Genomic DNA, 26,778 nt, shown 5'->3' with positions numbered 1-26,778 from the left:
TATTGGAGTAAAAGTTATATTTTATAATTTATAAAATTTGTTGAGCAAAAAGTTTAAGCATTTCAAGCTCTTATAAAACAGGAGATTTATGACAGTAATCGAGAATCTTTTATCTGATCTCAGTCGTTTGGGAATAAAGCTATGGCTTGAATATAGTGATTCAACTCAAGCACCTAGGTTAAAATGTAGAGCTCCAGAAGGAGCTTTAAATCCAGCCTTACGAGATCAGTTGCAACAGCATAAAATAGCAATAATTGAGACTCTACAACAGTGGGATAAATATAAGAATCAAGCAGTTGAAACTATAGTAAAATTTCCTCGTGAAGGAAACTATAGTCTCTCCTTTGCTCAAGAAAGACTGTGGTTTCTAAATCAGCTTAATCCTGGTGATACTAACTACAATGTGGTTCATAATTTTCGAATTTCAGGAATACTCAATGTTTCAATACTTGAACAAAGTTTAAATGAGATTATTCGCCGTCATGAAGTACTACGAACCACATTTTTCATAAAAAAAGGGATCCCAATACAAGCAATTGCACCTGGTTTAAATCTGATCTTATCAGTTGTTGATTTACAATCGCTACCTAGCCAAGAGCAGTTGACTCAAACAGAACAATTCATTCAGGCAGAAAGTCAATATGCTTTTGACCTATCTCAAGAGATATTATTGCGAGCCACAGTGCTTCATCTGTCAGAGCATTTGCATATCTTACTATTAACTTTTCATCATATTATTACAGATGGCTGGTCTACAAAAGTTTTGTTGCGAGAACTCGGAAGTCTTTATACGGCTTTTTTGAATGGTGAGTCTTCACCATTACCTGAGTTACCAATTCAATATATAGACTTTGCCCACTGGCAGCGACAATGCTTATCAAAAGAACGATTGGCAAATCTGGTGGAGTATTGGAGACATCAATTAGCTGGTGCACCACCTTTGCTGGATTTACCTACTGATCATTCTCGCCCTCCAGTGCAAACCTTTCGAGGTGCGACTCAGCTTTTTGACTTCAGTAAAGACCTGACGCAACAAATTAAAGAACTGGGTTACCAAGCCGGAACAACACTATTCATGACATTGTTGACGGCTTTTATGGCCTTGCTCAGCCGTTACAGTAACCAGGAAGATATTATAGTGGGCACCCCAATCGCAGGTCGCAATCATCCTGAACTTGATTCGATGATCGGCTTTTTTGTCAATACGTTAGTGTTGCGGGTTGATCTCTCTGGTAATCCAAGCTTCCGAGAATTAATGGATCGGACACGACAGGTAACGTTAGAAGCTTATTCCCATCAAGATTTGCAGTTCGAGAAGCTTGTGGAAGAGCTACAACCCGAACGAAACCCTGGTTACAATCCGCTGTTTCAAGTAATGTTTGTTCTGCAGGAGAATGAGGTTGATGAGTGGAAGTTTTCGGATTTAACCCTGACTCCTTTACAAACGGAAAGGGTCACGGCCAAGTTTGATTTAACCTTATGTCTTGAAAATCGGGAATCTGGGCTGAGAGGGAAGTTAGAATACAGCACGGATTTGTTTGATCAGGACACTGCTGCTCGAATGATTGGGCATTTTCAAACGCTCCTTGCCGCAATTGTCAGAAATCCTGATCAATCGATCTGTCACCTGCCGCTTTTAAGTCTTGAGGAATCCTATCAACTCCTAGTTGCTTGGAATCAAACCCAAATGGATTCTCTGTGTGACATTTCTGTTCATTCACAGGTTCTAACTCTGTTAGAGCAGCAGGTATCTCAGCATCCAGATGCTATAGCTGTCCAGTTTCAACAGCAAACGCTCACTTATCAAGCATTGCATGATCGGGCTAATCAACTCGCTCATTATCTCCAAAGTCTTGGGGTTGGTCCAGAAGTTGTCGTAGGTCTTTGTGTCGAACGGTCTATAGAGCTAGTTGTGGGTTTTCTTGGCATCCTTAAAGCAGGTGGAGCCTATCTCCCTCTTGATCCGACCTATCCCCAAGAACGGCTCACTTATATGCTTGCAGATGCACAAGTTTCGGTGCTTGTGACTCAGCCCACTCTACTGACTAGACTTCCATCTCACCCAGCAAAAGTGGTGATGTTAGAGAGCGACTCTGCTGTTTTTGCCAACCAACCTGTGACAGCACCAACCTCTGCCATTACTGCAGAGACGCTAGCCTATGTAATCTATACTTCTGGCTCTACCGGACGACCCAAAGGAGTAATGGTCACGCATCGGGGGTTAAGCAATCTAGCAGCAACTCTGATTGCGACTTTTAAAGTCAACCCCCACAGTCGGGTCCTTCAATTTACCTCCTTGAGTTTTGATGTTTCAATCTCAGAAATCTTGATGGTTTTAAGTTCTGGGGCTTGCTTGTGCTTGAATCCATCAGAATCTTTACTGCCGAGTTTAGATTTAGTGCAACTTCTCCAGCAGCAGGCAATTACGCATTTGGCATTACCTGCATCTGCCCTGGCGACTTTACCGCTCATGCCAATCCCCAGTTTACAAGTGCTGATTGTAGGAGGGGAAGCCTGTCCTGTTCCGTTGATGCAAGAGTGGGCTAAGGGTCGGGAATTTTTTAATGCTTACGGCCCAACAGAGGCGAGTGTGTATACGACTATCGCCCTTTGTCAACCAGAGGACCCTATCATTACACTCGGTCGCCCCATTCCCAATGTCAACGTTTATATTCTAGATCCCTATGGTCAGCCGGTTCCGATCGGTATTCCTGGCGAGTTGTATATTGGGGGGATCGGTCTTGCACGAGGTTATCTCAACCGTCCTGATCTGACCCAGGCAACATTTGCCGCAATGCCTCACAGCTTAAAGAGGCTGCACGAGGATTTTGGCAAGGCTTTACCTGCAAACTCTCTAGCCAATCGTTTATACAAAACGGGTGATCGGGTGCGTTATCTTGCTGATGGCAGAATTGAGTTTTTAGGACGGATTGATCACCAAGTTAAGTTGCGCGGATTCCGGATCGAGCTCGGAGAGATCAGTGCAACCCTGGAACAACATCCAGCCATTCAGACTGCAATTGCCTTGTTGAGACCAGATCAACGTGGCGAACAACAATTGGTCGCCTATGCAGTTTTGCACAGTGGGAGTGATCAGCCTTCTGCTCCTGAACTGCGAAGGTTTTTGCGAGGACTCTTGCCTCACTATATGGTGCCAATGGCGATCATTTTGCTGTCAGAATTCCCCCTGACCCCCAATGGCAAGATCAACCGTGCTGCTTTGCCTGCTCCTGATTTGCAACACCTACAACAAGCTACCTTTGTTCCGCCTCGCAGTCCGGTTGAAATTGTTATTGCCAATATCATCGCCTCGGCATTGGGTTTAGAACAGGTGGGTCTGCAGGATGATTTCTTTGAACTGGGAGGCCATTCGTTATTAGCGACTCAGGTTATCTCTCGAATTCGTCAAAGTTTTGGGGTTGAGATCCCACTGATCACTCTATTTGAGCAACCCAGGTTAATAGACCTTGCTCAGGCTGTGAACTCTGTTCAGAAGAAAGATTTTTCTCCCTTACCTCCTATTCAGCCGATCGATCGCAACCCCTTAAGCGACCCCAAATCATTTCCCCTGTCATTTGCCCAACAACGGCTCTGGTTCCTCAATCGTCTTGAAGGGGTCAATACAACAAGCTATAACACGGGTAGAACTTTTCAGTTAACTGGGAATTTGAATCGACCCGCACTACAACAAAGTCTGCAAGCCCTCATCGAACGTCATGAAAGCCTACGCACTACCTTCCCCATTGATCGTCAAGGTATTCCCTGTCAACGGATTAATGAGCCTGGAACGATAACATTACCCGTGATTGAGTTGGAAGCAGGAGCACAAGAAGCCGAGATTAAAGAGCTAATTAAAGTAGAAAGTCAACAACCCTTTGATCTGACTCACAACAGGCTCATTCGCTTCAAACTGCTGCAATCGTCGCCTACTGATCATATTTTGATGGTCACGATACACCACATTATTTGTGATGGTTGGTCGATCGGGGTATTCCAACAAGAGCTACTCCAACTGTATCAAGCTTTTTGCCAGAATCAATCTTCTCCCCTTTCCCCTTTACAGATCCAATATGCAGATTTTGCCTGTTGGCAACGGCAATGGCTAACCGATCAAGTTTTAGAGGCTGAACTCAACTATTGGAAACAACAACTGGAAGGCGCTCCCCCTCTATTAGAACTGCCCACAGACTACCCTCGACCTGCTGTGCAAACATTTCAAGGGGGGGAGGTCAGTTTTCAGGTTGATGCATCCCTGAGCCAGAATCTGAAAGCCTTCAGCCAAAAAGCAGGCGTTACCCTATTTATGACCTTGCTTACTGTCTTTAAGATATTATTATCTCGCTACTCCAGACAGACCGATATTGTGGTGGGTGCGCCCATTGCTAATCGTAATCAGGCTGAAATTGAGCCTTTGATTGGTTTTTTTGTCAATACCCTGGTATTGCGTTCCGACTTGTCCGGCAATCCTAGATTTGTGGAACTGCTGAGACAGGTTAGACAAACCACGCTAGAGGCTTACACGCATCAAGACCTACCTTTTGAGAAATTAGTAGAGGAATTACAACCGAAGCGTCGTCTTGACCATCATCCGATTATTCAGGTCATGTTTGCTTTGCAAAATGTTCCAGATGCTGATTTAGAACTACCAGACTTAGAAGTCAAGTCCCTCAGATCAGAGGTTGAGACAACCCGCGAATTTGATTTAGAAGTTTACCTTTGGGAAAAACCTCAGGGGTTGGTCGGCTCCTGTATTTACAGGGGTGATTTGTTCAAAGTTGAAACGATCCAGCGGTTATTTGAACAATTTCAGAGGTTATTGCAAGCAGTGGTGATCGATAGCAGTCAAAGGATCGATGAGTTGCCCCTTCTGACTCTTGCTGAACAACACCAGATTCTAACGCAATGGAATCAGACTCAAAGAGACTACCCTCGTAACTCCTGTATTCATCAACTATTTGAGCAACAGGTAGAACGATCAGGAGATGCCATTGCCCTAGTATTTGAAGACCAACAACTTACTTATCAGGAGCTGGATTACCAGGCCAATCAGCTTGCCGCTTACTTACGGAACTGGGGTGTCGATCCAGACGTATTGGTTGGGGTTTGCCTGGAGCGATCGCCTGACCTGATTGTGGCCATACTGGCAATTCTTAAAGCTGGGGGAGCATATGTGCCCCTTGATCCAAACTACCCCTCAGAACGTTTGGCCTTCATTGCCGAAGATACACAAATACCGATATTAATTACTCAAACAGCTTTTCGAGCCCACCTTTCGGATTCTCAGACCTGTTTCCTCATTTGTTTAGATGAAATCAACTTAAGAGAGTTTGCTGCTCAACAACCGACTAACCGGAAAGAACACGATGTCCAGCCTGATTTGAAGAGAACGTTAACAGACACCATCTCTCCTACCCTAGAAACCCAGGCTGGGACTTCTTTGAGCGGAAAATCAATCACCGCTGACAATCTTGCCTATGTGATGTATACTTCCGGCTCTACAGGTAAACCCAAAGGTGTTGCAGTTTCCCATCGGGGAGTTGTTCGTTTGGTGGTCAATTCCAACTATGTTAACATCACCGCAGCGGATACCTTTCTACAACTCGCCTCCATTGCTTTTGATGCAGCCACCTTTGAAATTTGGGGTGCGTTACTCAACGGAGCTACCTTGGTGCTCGCTCCAGCCTCTCGTTCTTCTCTGGCTGAAATTGCTTACCTCCTGCAGCATCATCACATTACGATTCTCTGGCTCACTGCTGGGCTCTTCCATCAAATGGTGGAAGAGCATCTTGAAGCTTTCTCATCTGTTCAACAACTCTTAGCTGGAGGTGATGTTCTCTCTGTTGCTCATGTTCAAACCGTAGTTGAAGCCTTACCCAACACCCTGGTGATTAATGGCTACGGTCCAACAGAAAATACTACCTTTACCTGCTGTTACCCTGTTCGAGATCTTGATGATATCGGCACATCAATTCCGATCGGATCTCCGATTTCAAACACTCAAGTCTATCTGTTAGATCAAACTTTTCACCCAGTTCCAGTTGGAGTACCTGGAGAGCTTTATATTGGCGGAGACGGCTTAGCACGCGAGTATCTCAAGCGTCCTGATCTGACCGCAGAACGCTTTATCGTGAATCCCTTTCTCTCTGGCAAAGTCATAGAAAAGGATGAAGGGAGAGAATCAAAAGAACCCCTCCAGATTTCAACTTCGGACACACTTTACAGAACAGGAGACTTAGCTCGATACCTTCCTGATGGCAATATTGAGTTTCTTGGACGAGTCGACCATCAAGTTAAAATTCGTGGTTTCCGCATTGAACTGGGAGAAATTGAAGCAACGATTCGGCAGAATTCAATTGTCTCTCAAACCGTTGCTACGGTGCATAGAGATGCAACCAGTCATAAAAGTTTGATTGCTTATTTAGTGCCTGACTGGCGCGGACAAGGGATTGCTGCATTACTTGCTCAGGCAGAACAGGAATTATTAGAGGATTGGCAAACCCTCTACGAAGAAATCTACAGTCCATCCACTTCAGAACCGGATGAGACAGGCTTAACTTCTAACTTGGATTTCAATATTGTAGGCTGGAATAGCAGTTATACAGGTCAGCCGATACCAGCTATCCAAATGAGGGAATGGGTTGAGCATACCGTGTCACGAATTCAGCATTATCACCCTCAGTCAGTCTTAGAAATTGGCTGCGGAACAGGATTATTGTTAAGTCGAATTGCCCCCCATTGCAAACATTATGAAGGAACTGATTATTCCAGGGCAGCCTTAGCCTATAACCAAAATCTACAGCAAAGGAAAACGACCTTAAGTCATGTTATTTTGCATCATAAATTAGCCCATGACTTTGAAGGGATTCCTAAGCAAAAATTTGACACCGTTATACTCAATTCAGTCATTCAATACTTCCCCAGTATTCATTATCTTCTCCAGGTTTTACAAGGGGCAATAGATGTCATTATTCCTGGCACCCCCGGTCGCATTTTTGTGGGAGATATTCGGAGTTTACCCTTATTAGATAAGTTTCATACGATGGTGCAATACTTGCAAGCGGACGATTCAATGTTGTTACAGGAACTTACAACTCGATGTCAGCAGAGCTTGCAAGCGGAAGAAGAGCTTGTCATTGATCCAGATTTCTTTGTTACCTTACCTCACTATTTCCCTGAAATTAGCCATGTTGAAGTTCAACCGAAGCGAGGCAAACATCACAATGAGTTAACCCAGTTTCGTTATGATGTAACGCTCCATCTCAGCATGACTCAACCAAGGGAAAATGTAACAATTCCTTGGCAGGACTGGCAGGATGACCCAGACATGTTGACTCAAGTTCGGCGTGTGTTGTTGGAAGAACGTCCAGAATCGTTGGGTATTCGTCGTATTCCCAATGGGCGAATTCAACAGGCATTACAAGTCCAACAATGTCTGGAGCAATCGTCTCAGGAATTCAAAACCGTTAAACATCTCCGACAACATCTAATGGGTGTAATGGGTGATGGAGCACACAACAACTCCAGTGGCGTTGAGCCGGATATGTTCTGGGAATTAGCAGAAGAATTGGGCTATCAGGTGCATTTGAGTTGGTGGGAAGCCAGTTCAACAGGGTATTATGATGTAGTTTTTCTACGTGAGACTGTTCCCAAGGACCAGGATGTTGTCTCAGCTCTTCAAAAGGTTGCCTTTTGGCAAGAGCACCGAAGTCCTCTTAAGCTGAGGCAAGACTATGCCAATATCCCCCTACAAAGTAAGCTAACTTACAAACTGATTCCTGAAATACGCCAGTTTTTGCAAAACAAGTTGCCTGAGTATATGCTGCCTCAGCACTTTGTTGTCTTAGACCATTTACCTCTGACCGCCAATGGCAAAGTCGATCGCAGGGCTTTGCCAGTCCCCGATGTTATGGATGTGGCTCGAGAGGGAGAATTTGTTGCACCGAGGACCCCGACTCAAGAGTTGTTAGCTGCGATTTGGCGTGAGGTTTTGCGAATTGAACAGATTAGCCTTGACGATGACTTCTTTAAGCTAGGGGGACATTCTTTATTGGCAACTCAGGTGATGTCGCGGATTCGCCATAGACTAGGAGTTGAACTGCCTTTGCAAGTGATGTTCGAGCAACCGACATTGAGGGATCTCACCCAGGCAATAGAGACTGCTCAGCAAGGGGATTTAATCTCTTTTCCTGCCATTCAGCCCGTTTCTCGTGCAACACTCTTGCCCGTTTCGTTTGCTCAGCAACGGCTTTGGTTTCTAACTCAGCTCGAAGGCATGAGCGCTGGCTATAACGTCCCCAATGCTTTCAAACTTGAGGGTGTGTTGAACCACACCGCATTGGAGCAAAGTTTTCAAGCGATCATTCATCGTCATGAGACCCTACGGACCACCTTTAAAGCTGATGATACGGGTACACCTTACCAGTATATTAATGAGGCTGGAATCTTTACCTTGCCAGTGATTGAATTACACAGCGAACACCAAGAACGCCAAGTTAAAGATCAAATTCAAGCAGAAAGCCACCAGCCCTTTGATATTAGTCAAGATCAACTGATTCGTGCCAAGTTACTGTGTCTGTCCCCCACTACCCATGTATTGCTAGTAACCATACACCACATTGTCTCAGACGGGTGGTCATTAGGGGTATTCATTCAGGAACTATCTCAACTTTATCAAGCCTTTTGTCAAGGAAAGACCTCTCCACTCTCTCCATTAACAATCCAATACGCAGACTTTGCCCAATGGCAACGGCAATGGTTAGCAGGTCAAGCCCTGACAAGCCATCTAGACTATTGGAAACAGAAACTTGATGGTGCTCCTCCCCTGTTAGAATTCCCCACAGATCATCCTCGCCCAGAGGTAGCTACCTTTGAGGGAGGAATAGAGTGGTTCTGGCTGGATTCTAGCCTGACGCAACAACTGAAGACCCTAAGCCAAAAAGCAGGTGTCACCCTGTTTATGACCTTACTGGCAGCGTTTCAAGTGTTGCTCTCGCGCTACACCAGAAAATCAGATATTGTGGTTGGATCGCCAATCGCCAACCGCAAACAGGTTGAAGTTGAATCGTTGCTGGGCTTTTTTGTCAACACCCTGGTACTGCGCTCTGATCTGTCTAACAATCCTAGCTTTGAGGCGTTATTGGCTCAGGTCAGACAAACAACCTTGGAGGCTTATCTTCACCAAGATTTGCCTTTTGAAAAACTGGTGGAAACCTTACAACCAGAACGTCACCTCAATCATCATCCTATCGTTCAGGTCATGTTTGCTTTGCAGAATGCCCTGGGTGATAAATTAGAACTCTTTGATTTGAAAGTAGAACGTCTAGGCGTAGAACTGAAGACCATTCGTGAGTTTGATTTTGAACTTGATCTTTTTGAGAATCCTGAAGGTTTGGCAGGACGGTGTACTTACAATATTGGTTTATTTAAGGCTGAAACAATTCGACGGATGTTGGGCCACTTTCAGACTCTCTTACAAGCCATTGTTGTTGATAGTACTCAAGGAATTGCAGAACTTCCCCTCCTGACTCAGGCTGAACAGCAACTGTTAGTTGCCTGGAATCAAACTCAGAAAGATTATCCTCATGATCAATGTATTCATCAATTATTCGAAGCTCAGGTTGAGCGCACATCTGATGCCATTGCTGTAATATTCGAAGGGCAGAAACTAACTTACCGGGAACTGAATGAGCGATCTAATCAGTTGGCTCATTACTTACAGCAGCAAGGTGTAGGCCCCGAAGTATTAGTTGGTATTTGTGTTGAGCGTTCCCTAGAGATGGTGGTGGGCGTGCTAGGTATTCTTAAAGCAGGAGGGGCATATGTTCCCTTAGACCCCACCTATCCGAGTGATCGAATTGCTTACATGATGGAAGATTCAGAGATTGGGCTGCTCCTCACTCAACAATGTTTGCTAAAGGAATTACCGCTTCACCGACCTCAAATCATCTGCTTGGATGTAGAAGATGACGTTTTTGCTAAATACAGCACTGATACAGTTCACAGTAAGGTCCATCCTACTAACCTTGCTTATGTCATCTATACATCAGGGTCTACTGGACAACCCAAAGGCGTAGCGATCACTCATCATTCTGTACTGAACCTGGATCAGGGATTATTGCACGCTGTTTACAGTTCTCTGACTCATAGTAAGGAGAACCTTTGCATTAGTATTAATGGTTCATATGCCTTCGACACATCGGTTAAGCAGATTCTTCAACTTTTACATGGGCACACCCTAGTCATTGTTCCAGAAAGCGATCGATACAGCGGCTCAACTCTACTGCACTATCTCAAGCAATATCAGATTGATGTTTTTGACTGTACACCCATGCAATTCACCTGGTTGATAGAAGCAGGTCTCCTTAGCACAGATGAAGTACCCCTGAGAGCCATCTTAGTAGGTGGAGAACCGATTGCCTCCTCCACTTGGCTAGCGGTTCAAAGCTGCGAGACAATTCACTGCTTTAATCTCTACGGTCCAACAGAATGTACTGTAGATGCTACGATCTGTCGTTTACAGTCCGCTCATAGTGCTGGTACTATTGGTCGCCCTATTGTGAATACGCAGGTTTATCTGTTGGATAGTCATCTACAACCTGTTCCGATAGGAATTCCTGGCGAGTTGTATATTGGAGGGGCAGGGTTAGCCCGTGGCTATTTAAATCGTCCAGAGTTGACTGCCACAAAGTTTATTGCTAATCCCTTTGGTGCTGGGCGATTGTACCAAACTGGTGACCTAGCCCGTTACTTGCCTGATGGTTCCATTGAATACCTGGGTCGCTTGGACCAACAGGTGAAAATTCGTGGTTTCCGCATTGAGTTAGGTGAAATTACAACCGTCTTAAGCCAACATCCAGATATTAGTCAGGCTGTCACCATCGCTCGTGAATCTGAGACTAGAGATCGGCAACTGATTGCCTATGTGGTAGCGAAGGATAACGTTCATGTAGATCCACCAGTCTTGCGGCAATATTTGCAGCAAAGCTTACCAGCTTATATGTTGCCCAGTTCGTTTGTGTCACTGGCAGAATTACCCTTAATGCCCAATGGCAAAATAGATCGTAAAGCACTGCCTGCGCCCAACGTTTCTGATTTGCAGCGACAGACAACTTTTGTCCCTGCTTCCACCTCCACCCAGCAACTCTTAGTAATGGTTTGGGCCGATGTTTTAGGAGTGGACCAGATTGGTCTTTATGACAACTTCTTTAACCTTGGGGGACATTCTTTGCTAGCTGTTAAGGTTATTTCTCGCCTACAAGAAGCTTTGCAAATTAGTCTACCCGTTCAACTCTTATTTACCTCCAAAACACTGTTAGAGCTGGCTCAAGCTATAGATCGGATTCGAAATAGCGATCAGGATATTTCAAAACTTGGCACATCTTTTGTTGATTTAGAAGCTGAAGCCATTTTAGATCCAAACATCAAGCCTGCTAAGGCACAAATTTCTCGCAACCCAGATCACATTCTTTTAACAGGAGCAACAGGTTTTGTCGGTATTTTTCTCCTGCATGAATTACTCAAACAAACTTCAGCCAAGATTTACTGTCTCATGCGGACTGGCGATCCCCTTCAGGGTTGGCAGCGCCTGCACAAGCTCCTGAAATCTTTTGGTCTTTGGCATGAAACCTATCAATCGCGAGTGGTTGTGATTAAGGGAGATCTCTCACTGCCTAAGTTTGGTCTTGAGGAATCAGAGTACGAACAGCTCAGTCATCAGGTTGAATCTATTTATCACTCTGGAGCCTGGGTCAATAGCATGTATCCATACTCTTTTTTAAGTCCGGTAAATGTTGCAGGAACCCAGGAGATTATAAAGCTAGCATGTGCCAGTCGAGTCAAACCGCTGCACCATATTTCAACCCTTGGAGTTTTTTCTGCCGGAAGTTATTCTGGACAAAACCTTATTTTTGAGGATGATCCCCTGATTCATGCCAAAGGACTCAAAGGAGGATACAGCCAGAGCAAGTGGGTAGCAGAAAAACTTGTTATGGCGGCACGAAATCGTGGATTACCCACTTCAATTTACCGACTAGGGAGAGTCTTTAGCCATTGCCAGACAGGCATCATGAACATGCAGGACTTCCTTTGCATTTTCCTGAGAGGTTGTATCCAGTTTGGCAAATATCCCGACAGTGATCAGATGGTAGACCGATTGACTCCTGTAGATTACGTAAGTAAAGCAATTGTTCATCTATCTTTGAAAGGTCAGCTGGGTAAAGTTTTCCATATCAATAATCCTGAAACCGTAAATCTACAAACATTGTTTGAGTGGATCAAGGCTTTTGGCTATCCTTTAGAAGCTATCCCCTATTCAGAGTGGCGAACTCAATTTACACAACTAGAAATTTCTCAAGCGAGTAATAACAGTCTATATTCGTTATTTCCTGCGTTCTCACCCTATAATCCTCCTTATACAGGCAAGGTGCTGAGATTTGACTATCAAAATTTGACTAATGGTTTAGCTCAAAGTAATATTCAGTTGGAATCCATCAACCAGGCATATCTCAACCTCTTTCTATCTTTTCTAATTCAAGAGAATTACCTTGATGCTCCGGCAAGGTTGTGAGAACTATTTCAAATTTGCCAGGTAGGGTTTGTCACAGTAAAAGAATCTTCCTTTTTCTATCTCTCTTGCTTAGAAAAACTGCAAATTGTTCGGGCAGTGATGTACTGATAAATCAAATGACTGATATAAAGCAATCACGCATTAATGGTAGCAGCTTTCCCATCATTAACGCTTTCACGAAGCAATTTACTGCCCTAGAGGGTATGGAAATCTTCAGCTTCATCTGGCTCAGCCAGGTCGTTTCTCTACTTGGCTCCAGGCTTACCAGTTTTGCCATCAGCATCTGGGTTTATTCACACACGGATTCTGTCACCCTGTTTTCATTGCCTATTTTATCTACTTTGCTGCCTACTATTCTCATCAGTCCCATTGCTGGAGTTTATATCGATCGCTGGAATCGCCGATGGACAATGATAATCAGTGATTTCTGTGCTGGCTTGTCTACCTTGATAGTAGCTTGGTTGTACGTAACAGGTCATTTAGAACTTTGGCATATTTGCCTGACTAATATATTGCGATCTAGCTTTAGCACCTTTCAAGAATTAGCCTATCTTGCTGCAACCAGTTTGCTTGTCCCTAAAGATAAGCTAATTCGTGCTAACAGTATGATGCAAACGAGTCAAGCCATATCCAAGTTGATAGGACCTGCACTAGCTGCAGCTTTATTAGGGATCGTTCAGTTTGAAGGCATTGTGGCTATCGATTTCATTACCCTGGCCTTTGCCCTAGTATCTCTCTTAATCGTCAAATTCCCTGAGATTGCCGCTGAAACTGAGCAGCAGACTGAGCATGAGTCATTTATGCAGAGTTTAGCCCTTGGCTGGAATTACTGTAAAGAACGATCAGGTCTTCTATGGCTTACTTTTCTACTAACAGTCTGTAACTTTTTGATAGGAGCCCATGCTGTTTTAGAGGCTCCCCTCATTCTTTCTTTCGCATCAGTGATCGGTTTTGGCCTAGTTGTGTCCTGCTCAAATGTTGGTATGGTTGCAGGAGGTCTAGTGGCAATGAGCAGAGGAGGTAAGCAAAATCAAATGCGCACCATTCTGATTGGCATGGCTTTAATCGGCTTATCCATTCTGCTTGAAGGTATTCGTCCCTCAATTTGGTTAGTTACGATCTCAAGTTTTTGTTTGCTTCTACCTGTCCCCTTAATTAACAGCTCCATTATTAGTATCTTTCAACGTAAAGTAGCCCCTGAATTACTAGGGCGGGTTTTAGCGTTATTAAGATCAGTTGCTCGCTCTGGAATCCCTATTTCTTTTCTTCTTGCTGGCTTCCTTGCTGATCATTACTTTGAACGCTTTATGAGTGGAGATAACCCAGGTGCTAGACTGATTGGTCAAGCGATCGGGGTAGGTCCTGGCCGAGGTATTGGTTTGCTTTATATTTGCATGGGAATCTTAACGCTTACCATGACTTGCATCGCTTATTTTTTACCTCGGTTGAGATACCTTGAGGATGAGCTACCTGATGTAATTGGAGATGATTCATCTGATGTTATTTCTGAGGTTGAATAACAAACAAGTTTTTGAACCAACCTGTAAACCTATCGTGATTAATTGAGAATTTCGAAAGTTGCTGAAATGGGTAGAGGTTTTGATGAATAAAGTTGATCAGAAGATCGTGCGGCTGGCGACTGCTTTCAAGGGGAAAATTCGGATCGTCGATGCCAGTTGCTGGGTATTCGTCATATTGGCAGTATTGAGTTCCAAATAAGTAATCCCAGATAATTAAAATTGAGCCAAAATTGCGATCGCGATGTTGTGGTTCAATTGAATGATGAATGCGATGAGACTGAGGGGTAATCATGATATGCTTCAACCAACCATAATTGAGTTTTAGATTGGCATGATAGATACGTAAATACCACTTTTGCAACACTTTAAATAGAATGATAGAAGGCGCAGAAATCCCAAGCGCGATCATGGGTAAAGCAACAATGATATAAGCAATTGCTTTATCAACGATATGAAAGCGTAGACCACTCAAGAGGTTCAGTTCGGTTTGGGAGTGATGGACAGCATGAAAATACCAAAAGGCTGGGATATGGTGGCGTAGAATATGTCCAAACCAAATTAGAAAGTCGCTAAGCAGAAAGCCGAGCACTAACATGATTGGTGGAGGAAGTATTGTTGCGCTATCAAAGATAGGGAAACCGACACGATTGCTCAAAGCGTAAAGAACGGAGATGCAAGGCTTCAGAAAAAGAATCGTTTCGACAAGGTCACCTAGCAACCACAAGGAGTCTTGACAGAAACCAACGGACAGCCGAGCCTGCTGACGTGCGGGTAACCAGATTTCGATCAGTAGAATCATTGAGACAATCCCATAAAACCACGGATTAAGGGAGATATCGTGGCTAAGAGTTATGAGAATTTCTTCGGCCAATGTCCTAATGTAGGCAAGGTCACTCCAGGCGATCGCGGTTTGCACTAGAAAACAGATCACTACCAATCTTAAAGTTATCCCAGCGACATTCTGACACCCTCGCCATAGAAACTGAATTCGAGATGATTGCAGTAAATCTAACATCGTAATTGCGAAGTGGGGGAAGTAGGCGTCTAGCCAAGCAATCCTTATAGGATATCATTCACCTGTTTCTGAAGCAGAATTTTTTCGCCTTGAAGCCGTGGTAAAATTCTGTAATCATTTGAAAAGTAATAATTTATACCCTCAAGGTTAAGGTAACGTGTGAACTACTCTTACATCCTATTAACCTTTTCTAATTGAACAATCGAAAAACGTACATTGTAACACCTTTTTCAAGATCTCTCTGGAAAAAACCATGAATCAATTAATGAAAAGTAATGACCTGAAAGATTTAATCATAATTTCAGATACTACCCTCCGTGATGGTGAACAGACATTTGGCATTGTCTTCAGCAATGAGGAAAAGTTGGAAATTGCTAGACAACTTGATGCACTAGACATTCAGGAGTTGGAAGCTGGATTTCCAGCTCAAGAAGGAAGTGAAAGGACCTACCTGCAAGAGCTGATTTCCCGTAAAACCAATGGGCGTATCTCAGCACGGGTGTTAGGCTGGCATCGGCCATTGCGTGAAGAACTATCCTGGTCAGTTAAGTTGGGCCTAGATGGCTGCTGCTCTTCTACTCCGATTACCCCTTATATGATTGATAGCATCCTGAGATCTACACCGGACAAAATCTTACAAGCTCAACGGAGTGCATTAGCTTTCATCAAGGAGAACGGCTTATACGCTGTTTCTGACTTTCAGGATGCTTTTAATGCTGATCGCTCATTTTTATTTGAGATGATCCAGATGTCAGAAGAAACAGGTGCAGATCGAGTACGGCTCTGCGATACCGTAGGTCGCACTGATCCCTTCATGATCTTCGATATCATAACGGATATTCTCAATAACTCGGAAATCGATGTGGAACTCCATGCCCATAACGATCTGGGTATGGCGGTTGCCAACTGTGTGGCTGCGATCAAAGCATTTGATCTCTGGTATGAGGCCCAAAAAGAACGACCAAGCCGGAAGCTCTATTTAACCACTACAGTGAATGGAATTGGTGAGCGAGCTGGTAACACTGATTTGGCTACATTAGTGGGTGCATTGAAAGTTGGGCTAAATATAAATCTATCTGTACAGGAATCGAGACTCTCCAGCGTTTGTGATTATGTCTCGCAAGCAAGTAGTCGCCCGATCCCGATTAATGCACCAGTAGTAGGTCCCAATATTTGGTCTCATTCCTCAGGTATTCATGTAGATGGTGTGTTGAAAAGCCCTGCAAATTACGAGCTGATAAGCCCTGAATTTGTTGGCAAAACTAACACTGCTCGACGTTTAGGTATCAATAAACATTCTGGCAAACGTGCCGTCCAGCATAAATTTGCTGGGTTGGGGATACCGTTGACTGATGAAGCTGCTCTCAAACTGTTGCCCCAGATTCGTGAAGGGACAATTCAGAATAAGCGAATGCTATTTGATCATGAATTGGTTGATTTAGTGAATCGATCCCAAAAACCTTCATGATCTCACTGCAATCGTGATTTTTGATAAGTAGGTGGGCGTAATTAAGTGTAAAATAGCGATGGAAATTCAAAATCATGAAACCCCTATGAATAGAGGATTCCAGCTTCATTTTCGGATTTTGAGTTTTAACGTTTATTTATGCCCACCTACTTATCGGTGACCCTCTACCCTTAACCTACCAATCGGTTCTTTAGTTATGATCACCCCCCCATTGCCACTCTTTCAACTCCAAAGCAAGAACCTGGTGAGGAAAACTTACTGATGAATCTGAAACATCAAGTGTTGCCTGAACAAAGAAACCAATGTATCTATCAACTGATAGATGCTTATGCCCACAATATACCTAACAAAACTGCTGTAATTTGTGGAGGTCAGACCCTGACCTATCGCATACTCAATCAGCTTGCCGATCAAGTTGCTGAGCATTTGCAGCATTTAGAGATTGAATCCGGAGGATTGATCGGGCTGTATATGGATCGATCGTTGGCTATGATTGTTGGTTTATTGGGAATTTGGAAAGCGGGTTGTGCCTATGTTCCACTTGATAGTCAATATCCCAAGCAGCGTCTCGAATTTATGCTGGCAGAGACTGAAGCAGCGATAGTCTTAACTGAACCTCAGTTGTGTCAGGATTTACCAAAACTATCAACAATTGCACAGGTGATCACGTTAAAGGTCGAGACCGACGGTCGTTTGTCCCTTGCTTCAGTAATCTCATCGAAATTAAAACCATCTGTCTCGACAGCGATTTCTGCGCCAGTGACGGCCAAGGATCTTTCCCCGTCGAAGGTGGAAGATCCTCCTTCTGTAGATCAGTGCAGTGAAGGCCGCGATAAACTGAGCTGGGACAAGCGAGCCAAATCTTCTCCTGAAATCAACCCCCTCGATCGCCTCGCTTATATTATTTACACCTCTGGTTCAACGGGCAAACCCAAAGGCGTAATGATCAGCCATCGGAATCTGGCACATTACTGTTGGTCGATCGTTCAGCCCATGGCTCTGCAATCCACTGATATTTATTTGCACCTTGCCTCCATCTGCTTTGCCACATCTGCCCGTCAGTTATTGTCACCCCTATCACATGGGGCAACTGTTGTTATCGCGACCTCGGAAGAACGTCAAATCCCGCTCAAAGTGCTACAACTGGCAAAGGATCAGCAGGTTACCTTAATGGATATGGTGCCATCCTATTGGCGAATTCTAAATTCAACCCTACAGCATTTGCCTCCTGATACGCGCCAGAAACTTCTGACCAACACTCTACGATTTGTTAACGGTCATGGGGAACCTGTCCCCCAATATATTCCTCAGATCTGGCAAGAGAGGTTACAGCATCCTGCTGCGACGTTGAATCTATATGGTCAAGCAGAGGCAACAGGTTCGGTTGCCTTTTGTTTTTACCAATCCGGAGAACCTGGCGCTGTGATGCCGATCGGTCAGCCATTACCAGGGATGAAACTCTACATCCTTGATGATAATTTAACCCCTGTAGCGCCTGGAACTTGCGGGGAAATCTACGTGGGAGGACCAGCGGTATCTCAGGGATACTTTAAACGCCCAGAACTGAATGATGAAAGGTTTATCGTTAATCCCTTGATTAATCATAAGTCCGGCAATAGTGAACAAGAACTTGACCAGACTGTTCCATTCTACCTCTACAAAACTGGAGATTTGGGGCGATGTCGGAGCGATGGGGTTTTTGAAATGTTGGGGCGTGTAGATCGTCAAGTTAAGATTAATGGTGTTCGAGTTGAAATAGACGAAATTGAAGCAATTCTCTCTCAACATCCCACCGTTAGGGAAGCTGCTGTTTTAGATCTGAAAACGAACCTGAATGAACCTTATTTAGTTGCTTATTTAACCCTCGAACCAACATCCCTGTCTCGTGAGGATAACAATTGGGAGCAAATTGAAATCGCCCTCCAAACGGTAAGATCTGGCAAGTCTGTGAAGATAGATAGTCTTACCGTTGCTGAGTCAAACTCAGAGCTGATCCATCAACTCAAGACATATCTCCAAGCCCAAGTATCTCGCTATGTGGTGCCATCCAAGTTTGTGATTCTGGAAGATCTTCCCCTAACTCCGAATGGCAAAGTCGATCGTAAGGTGCTGCTTGCACAACAAGAAGCGCAGTTTGAAAACCGAGAATTGATTGCTCCCCGTACAGAGACCGAAGTGAAGCTTGCCAAGATTTGGTGTGACATTCTCAATCTTACTCAGATTAGCCTTGACGATAACTTCTTTGAATTGGGTGGACATTCCCTGCTTGCAACGCAGGTGATTTCTCGGATCAGGGACGTATTCTTCATTGAATTACCTCTGGCTCAAGTGTTTGCTTATCCCACTTTGATGGAATTAGCCCAGTCGATCGACACTATCCAGCCAACAGACTCAATTAAACTGACAACCATTAGTTCAGTTCCCAAAGACACCAAGGTTCCTTTATCTTTTGCTCAGCAACGTCTTTGGTTTCTTGATCAATTAGAAGGACCTAGTTCAACTTATAATATTTCAAATGTCTGGCAACTGGAAGGAGACTTAAATCTATCAGTACTGACCCAAAGTCTTCAAACAATTGTGCAGCGCCACGAAGGGCTACGGACCATTTTTCCGAGCGATAATGCTGCTCCATATCAAAAAATTCAACTTGACGTTACAGTTCAGGTTCCCCTAATCGACTTACAATCGCTTCCCCCAACAGAACTAGAATCTCAGATTCAGATTTTGATTAATGCTGAGGCTCAAACACCGTTTGTCCTTGCCCAAGATACGCTTGTTCGTTGCAAGCTTTTGAAATGCAGTACAACAGTCCATGTGCTTGTGATTACAATCCATCACATCGTTGCCGATGATTGGTCACTGGGCATCTTTCAGCAAGAACTCTCCGAACTCTATACTGCTTTTTGTCAATCGGAACCTTTACCGCTGGCACCCTTGCCCATTCAATATGCAGATTTTGCCTATTGGCAGCATCAATGGTTACAAGGACAAGTTCTGGAGACCTTACTCGACTACTGGCGAAACCAACTTGCAGACAGTCCACCCCTGCTAGATTTACCAACCGACTACCCACGTCCAGCAAAACAAGTTTTTCGGGGTAGCACGATTGAATTCCATTTAGATGCTCAGTTAACCCAAAAATTACAACTTCTCAGTCAACAATCTGGCACTACCCTCTTCATATCACTTCTGAGCGCGTTTTCAATCTTACTCTATCGCTACAGCAACTCAACTGACATCGTCATTGGGTCGCCAATTGCCAATCGTAATCGTCAGGAAATTGAGCCTCTCATTGGATTCTTTGTCAATACATTGGTGTTGCGTAACAACCTTGAAGGGAATCCAAGCTTCTTAGAATTGTTGCAACGAACTCGCCAAGTTGCCTTAAATGCTTATGCCCATCAGGATCTCCCGTTTGAGAAGTTAGTAGAGGAATTAAATCCAGATCGCAACCTGAGCTATCATCCCCTGGTTCAGGTCATGTTTGTATTGCAAAATAGCATCCCATCCCATGCCTTGAGTTTTCCAGGCGTAACTGTGAGTCCACGAAGGGTAGAACGGACCACTGCAAAATTTGATTTGATTTTGTCAATGCGGGAAGCTTCTCAAGGGTTGCAAGGGGTTTGGGAGTATAACAGTGATTTATTCACATCTAACACAATTCAACGATTGCATCACCACTTTCAAACCTTGCTTAAAGGGATTGTTGCCAATCCAGATCAATTAATTTCTGAGTTACCCCTGCTAACCGAAGCAGAACAGCAGCAATTACTGGCACAATGGAGCCAAGCCCATAGAGATTATCCCGGTGATTCCTCCATACACCATCTATTTGAACAACAAGTAGAACGTACACCAGATGCGGTTGCCTTAGTGTTTGGAGAACAACAGCTCTCTTATCGAGAACTGGATCGCCGTGCAAATCAGCTTGCCACTTATTTGCAGACCTTGGGTGTAGAACGAGAAGTATTGGTCGGCCTTTGCCTGGAACGATCACCAGAGTTGATTGTTGCCATGCTAGGAACTCTCAAAGCTGGAGGAGCCTACGTTCCCCTTGATTCCAACTATCCTTCGGAGCGCTTGGCTTTCATCTTAAATGAAACGCAAATTCCCGTATTAATTACGCAAACGACTTTGCGCTCCCGATTAGCCAATTATGAGCAGTGTGTCCTGATTTGTCTCGATGAGATTGATTTGACACAATCCAATGGATTGCAATCTTATGAAGTGCAGTCTGATAGCTCGTCAGAGCCGCAATTGGTGACAAGAGAGAGTCTAGCCTATGTAATCTATACTTCTGGCTCTACGGGTCAACCCAAAGGAGTTAGTATTCCCCATCAAGCAGTGATACGTTTGGCGATCGATCCTAACTATGTGACAATTTGCTCAGACGACACATGCCTACAACTAGCTTCCATTGCCTTTGATGCGGCCACCTTCGAAGTTTGGGGGGCTTTGCTCAATGGAGCAAAATTAGTCCTAGCTCCTGCTGCTCGTCCATCTCTGGCAGAGATCGCACATCTGCTATCACATCACCAAATCACTGTAGTTTGGCTCACCTCTGGACTCTTCCATCAGATGGTAGAAGAGCATTTGGAGTCTTTCACCTCAGTTCGACAACTTCTGGCGGGGGGAGACGTTCTGTCAGTTACCCATGTCAAGAAAGCAGTTCGAGCCTTACCGAATACCCTTGTAATTAATGGTTATGGTCCGACGGAGAATACAACTTTTACCTGCTGTTACCCAATCCGAAATCTTGAAGCCATTGGCACGTCGGTTCCAATCGGTTGTGCGATTTCAAATACTCAGGTTTATCTGTTGGATGACAGCTATCATCCAGTTCCTATAGGAGTTTCGGGAGAGCTTTATATTGGTGGCGATGGTTTAGCACGCGAGTACTTTAACCGTCCTAATCTGACAGCAGAACGATTTATCTGCCATCCTGCTTTGGGTCGCCTCTACAAAACTGGTGATCTTTGCCGCTACCGTTCAGATGGAAATCTCGAATTTATAGGACGGATTGATCATCAAGTTAAGATTCGGGGTTTCCGCATTGAGTTAGGAGAGATCGAAACAGTGCTCGGTGAGCATCCTGATTTACAGGCAGTCGTTGTGTTAGCCCGAGAAGATAATCCAGGAGATAAGCGGTTAGTCGCTTACTTTGTAGTTGAGGCAGATAAGCAAATTCTCCCTAATCAACTCCAACAGTTTCTCAAGCAGAGGCTACCAGATTATATGATCCCCTCCGCCTTTGTACAATTAAGAACCTTGCCTTTAACCCTAAATGGCAAGGTAGATCGTCGATCTCTGCCGATTCCTGACTTTTCTCAACTCCCTCACAGGCTTGAGTTTACTGCACCCCAAACTGAAACTGAGTACAGGATTGTTAAAATCTGGTCTGAAGTCATGAAATGCGATCGCATCAGTATTCACGACAACTTCTTTGAATTGGGTGGTCATTCTCTCCTTGCTACTCGGGTCATTTCAAAGCTCCGTCAAACTTTGCAGATTGAACTGCCAATCCAAAGCCTCTTTGAATATCCAACGGTAGCTGGGTGGGCTAAACACATCGATCTAGTGCTATGGTTTGGTCGAGATGCAGTGGACCTTGCAGCAGTTAAAAACACTGAGGAAATTGAGATATGACCTAAGCTACAGATGGGGAATTCCGCGCATCCGGAGTGGTAACGAGAGAGGCTTGGTGGCTGGCATTGTATGTTACAGTACTGAACACATCAAGTACAAAAACAGTGGGAGGGGCACAGGATAACCTACACTACCACACTATAACTCAAGCGCACTGCACTGGAAAAGTGAATAAACGATTACATCAAGACCATGAGAACTTTTGCGCTCCGAATGGAACGGTTAGGCACTGAAGCTGCCTTTGAATATCTCGCCAAAGCCAAACAATTGGAGGCCCAAGGACGAGATATAATTCATATGGAGATTGGACAGCCAGATTTTCCTACTCCTCCTCACATTTGTAAGGCAGCCTACCAAGCCATGCAAGCGGGCCACACGGGTTATGGTCCTGCAGCAGGACTACCAGAACTGAAGTCAGCGATCGCACGCCACATTTCCAAAACCCGGCATTTGTCAGTCGAACCCGATCGGGTTGTCATAATGCCAGGGGCAAAACCCGTAATATTCTTGACTATTCTGGCTCTGGTTGATCCCCAAGATGAGGTCATTTACCCAAATCCAGGGTTTCCCATTTACAAATCAGTTATTGACTTTGTCGGAGCTAAACCTGTTCCGCTACCTTTGCGAGAAGTCGTGAACTTTCGCATCCAAATTGAGGATTTGAAAACCCTAGTCAACGATTGTACCAAGTTATTGATCCTCAACTCTCCTCAAAACCCAACTGGGGGAGTGCTGACGTCTGAGGATCTAGCTGAAATTGCTACCCTTGCTCAGCAATACGACTTCTACATTCTCGCAGACGAAATCTATTCTCATATTCTCTACGACCAGACCCATACTAGTATTGCAAGTTTGCCAGGCATGGAGGAGCGCACTATTTTACTAGATGGTTTTTCTAAAACCTATGCTATGACTGGCTGGCGTTTGGGCTATGCCGTTGCATCTCCAGAAATCAGTGAAAAGCTAACTCAACTCATGATCAATACCAATTCCTGTACCTGTTCGTTTACTCAATTGGCAGGGGTGACTGCCCTGGAAGGAGACCAAACCTTTGTTGAGAAGATGGTGATGGAATTTCATCGGCGTCGAGATATGATTGTCACCAGGATCAACCAAATAGCTGGTATCAGTTGTCAAATGCCAAGAGGGGCATTCTATGCATTTCCAAATGTCTCCCAGTTACCGTTAGATGATCAAGCCATAGCAGATTATTTGATGACTGAGGCTGGGGTGGTAGTGTTACCTGGTTCTTCTTTTGGCAATCAAGGTCAGGGATATTTACGCCTGTCCTACGCAAACTCATTCAGCAAGATTGAAGAGGCATTGGATCGAATTGAGCAGGCAGTTCATACTCTCATTTAACATCTTCCCCGACCTAAAGGCACGGAGATTCCCTAGTGTTGCCTCTTGCCTGTTCCCTATTCCCCATTCCCTGTTCCCTTATTTCTTAAGACTTTAACATAAAAATTCTCAATATAAAAAATGGTTGTTGCCCAAAATAAAACTAAAGATATTGAAGCAATGTATCCCCTTTCCTCAACGCAAAAAGGGATATTATTTCAGACATTGTATCACCCGGAACATCGGGTATATTTCGACCAATTTAAGTTGACGATTCACGGCAAGCTGAATCCGAAGTTCTTTGAACAGGCTTGGGTGAGACTGGTAGAAAGACACCCAGTTTTGCGCACCTTATTTGTTTGGAGAAACCGTAAGCAGCCGGTGCAAGTTGTACGTAAAACCTTCAAGCTAACCTGGATTGAGCATGACTGGCGAACCCTATCTCCTGAAGCCCAAACAGCCAAGATGGATGATTTTTTAGACAGGGATCGACAACAAGGGGTTGAACTGGGGAAAGCCCTGGTTGACTTACAAAACTCTGAAATGGCTTACTGGTACGTTGGGATTTTGAACTCTAACTAAGGACGCAAATAATATCACAATTAATGGACAAATAAAAGACAAATTATCAATTCCCACAACACTAACTATTTCCAATACCTTGACCTCCTAACCAACCCGTTGTCCAAGCACTCTGAAAATTAAATCCCCCGGTAATTCCATCAATATCGAGAATTTCCCCAGCAAAGTAAAGACCTGGACATTGGCGGCTTTCCATAGTCTTGAAATTCACCTCTTTGAGACTAACACCACCACAAGTAACAAACTCTTCCTTAAAAACCCCTTTACCTTGAATCAAATAGCGTCCTTGAGTCAGTTCTTGAACTAACTGATGTACGGTTTTTTTCGATAACTCAGCCCAACGGTTTTGTGCTCCCACTCCCACACTAGTAACTAAGCTCACCCAAAGGCGCTTTGGGATAGGAATGGGACAACTAGTAGTAATGAAGCGTCGAGGTAACTGGGATTTAACATCAAGGAGTAATTTGCGCAATCGGTCTGGATTATACTCAGGAAGCCAATTCACTAACAAGGGCATTTGATAATGGTGTTCGTGCAACACTCTCGCCCCCCAAGCAGAAAGCTTGAGTACCACTGGACCACTTAAACCCCAGTGGGTAATTAGCAATGGTCCCGTTTGTTCCTTCAACGTTTTACCAGCATCGGGTAATTTGAGGCACACCTGTTTAACACTTACCCCAGCTAAATCCTGTAAACGGGAGTCTGGGATATTAAAGGTGAATAAAGAAGGAACGGGGGTTTCGATGGTATGACCTAAGGCTTTTGCCCAACGGTAGCCTAGGGGATTGCTACCGGTAGCAATCAAAACGCGATCGCATTTTATAATCTCACCATTCCTCAACCCAATTTCAAATCCTCCTGGGGTCTGGTGTGGAGTGTCAGGAGTTGGGTGTTGGGAAGATTGCCGAGAGATCGACTTAACCGGATTACTGGTGCGAATCTTTACCCCTGCCCTCTTAGCCACTTGTAAGAGACAATCAACAATCGTTTCGGAACTATCAGTAATCGGAAACATCCTGCCATCAGGCTCAGTTTTCAGCTCAACACCGTGAGCACCAAACCAAGCAATGGTATCCTTCGGTTGAAAGCGGGTGTAAGCCCCTCGCAATGCTTTGCTTCCCCTCGGGTAAGCTTGCACCAACTGGGCTGGGTCAAAACAAGCATGAGTAACATTACAGCGTCCACCACCAGAGATGCGCACCTTCGATAATGGCTGGCGTGAGGCTTCTAGGAGAGTGACATTGGTATGGGGATGAGTAGTGGCACAGGTAATTGCCCCAAAAAAACCAGCGGCTCCACCACCAATGACTACAACATGGAGATTTCGTGAATTATCCAAGGGAATCGGGAATCGGGAATTGGGAATTGGGAATCGGGAATCGGGAATCGGGAATCGGGAATCGGGAACAGGGAAAAAATCTTGTTTACCTTATTAATATGAGAACCGATAATTACCCTTAATAAAAATCTCCCCATCTCCCCATCTCCCCATCTCCCCATCTCCCCATCTCCCCATCTCCCCATCTCCCCACCTCCCCATCTCCCCACACTTCCCACACTTCCCAATTAGGATCGTCCTGGCAAAGAGTACTTAAAGTCCCTTGAGCCTTGATAGTCAGTGACATTAGCCAATTCTTCTAGAGTTCGGACACCAGGGAGCAATTCGCCATTAATTTGCCAAGTAGGATAGGATTGAATTCCAGCAGCGATACAGGCTTCTGTCTGAGCATTTTTGCCATCACGAGCACACTCTATATAATTGATTTGAGAGAATGCCTGTTTTCCAAACAGTTGCTTCTGCTCATAGCAGTGGGGACACCAGTAAGCTCCGTATTTCTTTGCACCAACTTCAGTCAAATGACGAGCCAGATCAATTTCCGATTGACCAGAGGTTGTGGTAACTTTCCAGCCACCAATAGCTGCGTTTGGCGCACCAGAGGCTGTGGGAATTGGACCACCATTGTCTGCTGATGTGGCCACGGATTCTCCAACATTAGCATAAACTCCTAAGGTACCCACCAAGGTGATCATGCCTACGATCAGACCGATAAAGAAAATTTGACCAATATCTTCCCAACTGCGACCCACAAGGGTTAGGACTAGCAGGCTAATGGCAAATAATGCTGAAGTGATGCAGTATATACAGAGTGCTTGGATCTCAAACGCTAGCAAGTACATCAAGTAGCTACTGAAAACTGTCATAGCTGCTGCGCCTGCTAACAGCAGTAACCAAGTCCAATTTTCTAGTTTTGAGCGAAGTCCCTTCTTTGGGTCTCCCTTTACTAACAACGGAGCCAAGGCAAATGTAGCCATACTGGTGTATGCCAAGAAACCAAACAAGGTTAGTGGCAGACCAAATATACTAGCATAAGGGCTGGAAAGGACATCATTACAGCTAGAAGCATTAGCTGCACCCGCGCTGCAAACTGCAGTACCACCTGTCAGTTTAACCACAGTCAGATAAGCAGTTAACAGGGCACCCACGACAGCGATCGCAGCAATCAGCTGACGGGACCAACGATAAATCCAGGGGGCAGAACGCCGACGACTCACACTCATAATCTAGATTAATGAGGAATAGGGGTTGCTTGAAAGTTCTAACTATTACGTTATCAAGTCAAACAACCAATAGACAGAAACC

At 44.5% G+C, this 26,778-nt stretch carries 10 protein-coding genes; 6 read left to right on the top strand and 4 right to left on the bottom strand.

Annotated elements, in window-relative coordinates; translation table 11 throughout:
• The first annotated feature begins 88 nt into the window (after positions 1-88).
• Together F6K49_RS11005 and F6K49_RS11000 are read left to right on the top strand one after the other, a co-directional pair.
• Positions 89-12,565, top strand: a complete 12,477-nt coding sequence (locus F6K49_RS11005) for a non-ribosomal peptide synthetase (protein WP_293096568.1) — start codon at positions 89-91, stop codon at positions 12,563-12,565.
• Positions 12,566-12,630: 65 nt separating this feature from the next.
• The gene (locus F6K49_RS11000) at positions 12,631-14,085 is read left to right on the top strand and encodes an MFS transporter (protein ID WP_293021383.1); all 1,455 of its coding nucleotides are present in this window, start codon (positions 12,631-12,633) and stop codon (positions 14,083-14,085) included.
• Here F6K49_RS11000 and F6K49_RS10995 read toward each other — a convergent pair.
• Positions 14,066-14,956 (bottom strand): sterol desaturase family protein, encoded by an 891-nt coding sequence (locus tag F6K49_RS10995; protein ID WP_293096565.1) that lies wholly within the window; start codon positions 14,954-14,956, stop codon positions 14,066-14,068. The two genes, F6K49_RS11000 and F6K49_RS10995, sit on opposite strands and share 20 nt — an antisense overlap.
• A gap of 397 nt (positions 14,957-15,353) precedes the next feature.
• Here F6K49_RS10995 and F6K49_RS10990 point away from each other — a divergent pair, with 397 nt between their 5' ends.
• The 4 genes from F6K49_RS10990 to F6K49_RS10975 all read left to right on the top strand — a co-directional run bounded on the left by F6K49_RS10990 (position 15,354) and on the right by F6K49_RS10975 (position 24,137).
• Positions 15,354-16,568: a hypothetical protein gene (locus tag F6K49_RS10990; protein ID WP_293096562.1), complete on the top strand. Its 1,215-nt coding sequence runs from the start codon at positions 15,354-15,356 to the stop codon at positions 16,566-16,568.
• A 261-nt stretch (positions 16,569-16,829) separates the two neighbouring features.
• A complete protein-coding gene (locus F6K49_RS10985) occupies positions 16,830-22,214 on the top strand; it encodes a non-ribosomal peptide synthetase (RefSeq protein ID WP_293096559.1) in 5,385 nt (1,794 codons plus the stop codon).
• A gap of 192 nt (positions 22,215-22,406) precedes the next feature.
• The gene (locus tag F6K49_RS10980) at positions 22,407-23,576 is read left to right on the top strand and encodes a pyridoxal phosphate-dependent aminotransferase (protein WP_070393215.1); all 1,170 of its coding nucleotides are present in this window, start codon (positions 22,407-22,409) and stop codon (positions 23,574-23,576) included.
• A gap of 120 nt (positions 23,577-23,696) precedes the next feature.
• Positions 23,697-24,137, top strand: a complete 441-nt coding sequence (locus F6K49_RS10975) for a condensation domain-containing protein (RefSeq protein ID WP_293021389.1) — start codon at positions 23,697-23,699, stop codon at positions 24,135-24,137.
• A 61-nt stretch (positions 24,138-24,198) separates the two neighbouring features.
• Here the strand turns inward: F6K49_RS10975 and F6K49_RS10970 are convergent, their stop codons facing one another.
• Genes F6K49_RS10970 through F6K49_RS10960 form a run of 3 tightly spaced genes read right to left on the bottom strand, consistent with a single transcriptional unit; the run spans position 24,199 to position 26,696 of the window.
• Positions 24,199-25,476 (bottom strand): NAD(P)/FAD-dependent oxidoreductase, encoded by a 1,278-nt coding sequence (locus tag F6K49_RS10970; protein ID WP_293096556.1) that lies wholly within the window; start codon positions 25,474-25,476, stop codon positions 24,199-24,201.
• Positions 25,446-25,661 (bottom strand): hypothetical protein, encoded by a 216-nt coding sequence (locus tag F6K49_RS10965; RefSeq protein ID WP_293096552.1) that lies wholly within the window; start codon positions 25,659-25,661, stop codon positions 25,446-25,448. The genes F6K49_RS10970 and F6K49_RS10965 overlap by 31 nt, the downstream gene beginning before the upstream one ends.
• A 42-nt stretch (positions 25,662-25,703) precedes the next feature.
• Positions 25,704-26,696 carry a vitamin K epoxide reductase family protein gene (locus F6K49_RS10960; RefSeq protein ID WP_293096548.1) on the bottom strand — a complete coding sequence of 331 codons (993 nt, stop codon included), beginning with the start codon at positions 26,694-26,696 and terminating at the stop codon, positions 25,704-25,706.
• Positions 26,697-26,778: the final 82 nt, after the last annotated feature.

The sequence above is a fragment of the Moorena sp. SIO3I6 genome, from assembly GCF_010672095.1.
This window is presented reverse-complemented; position numbering and strand designations above follow the sequence as displayed.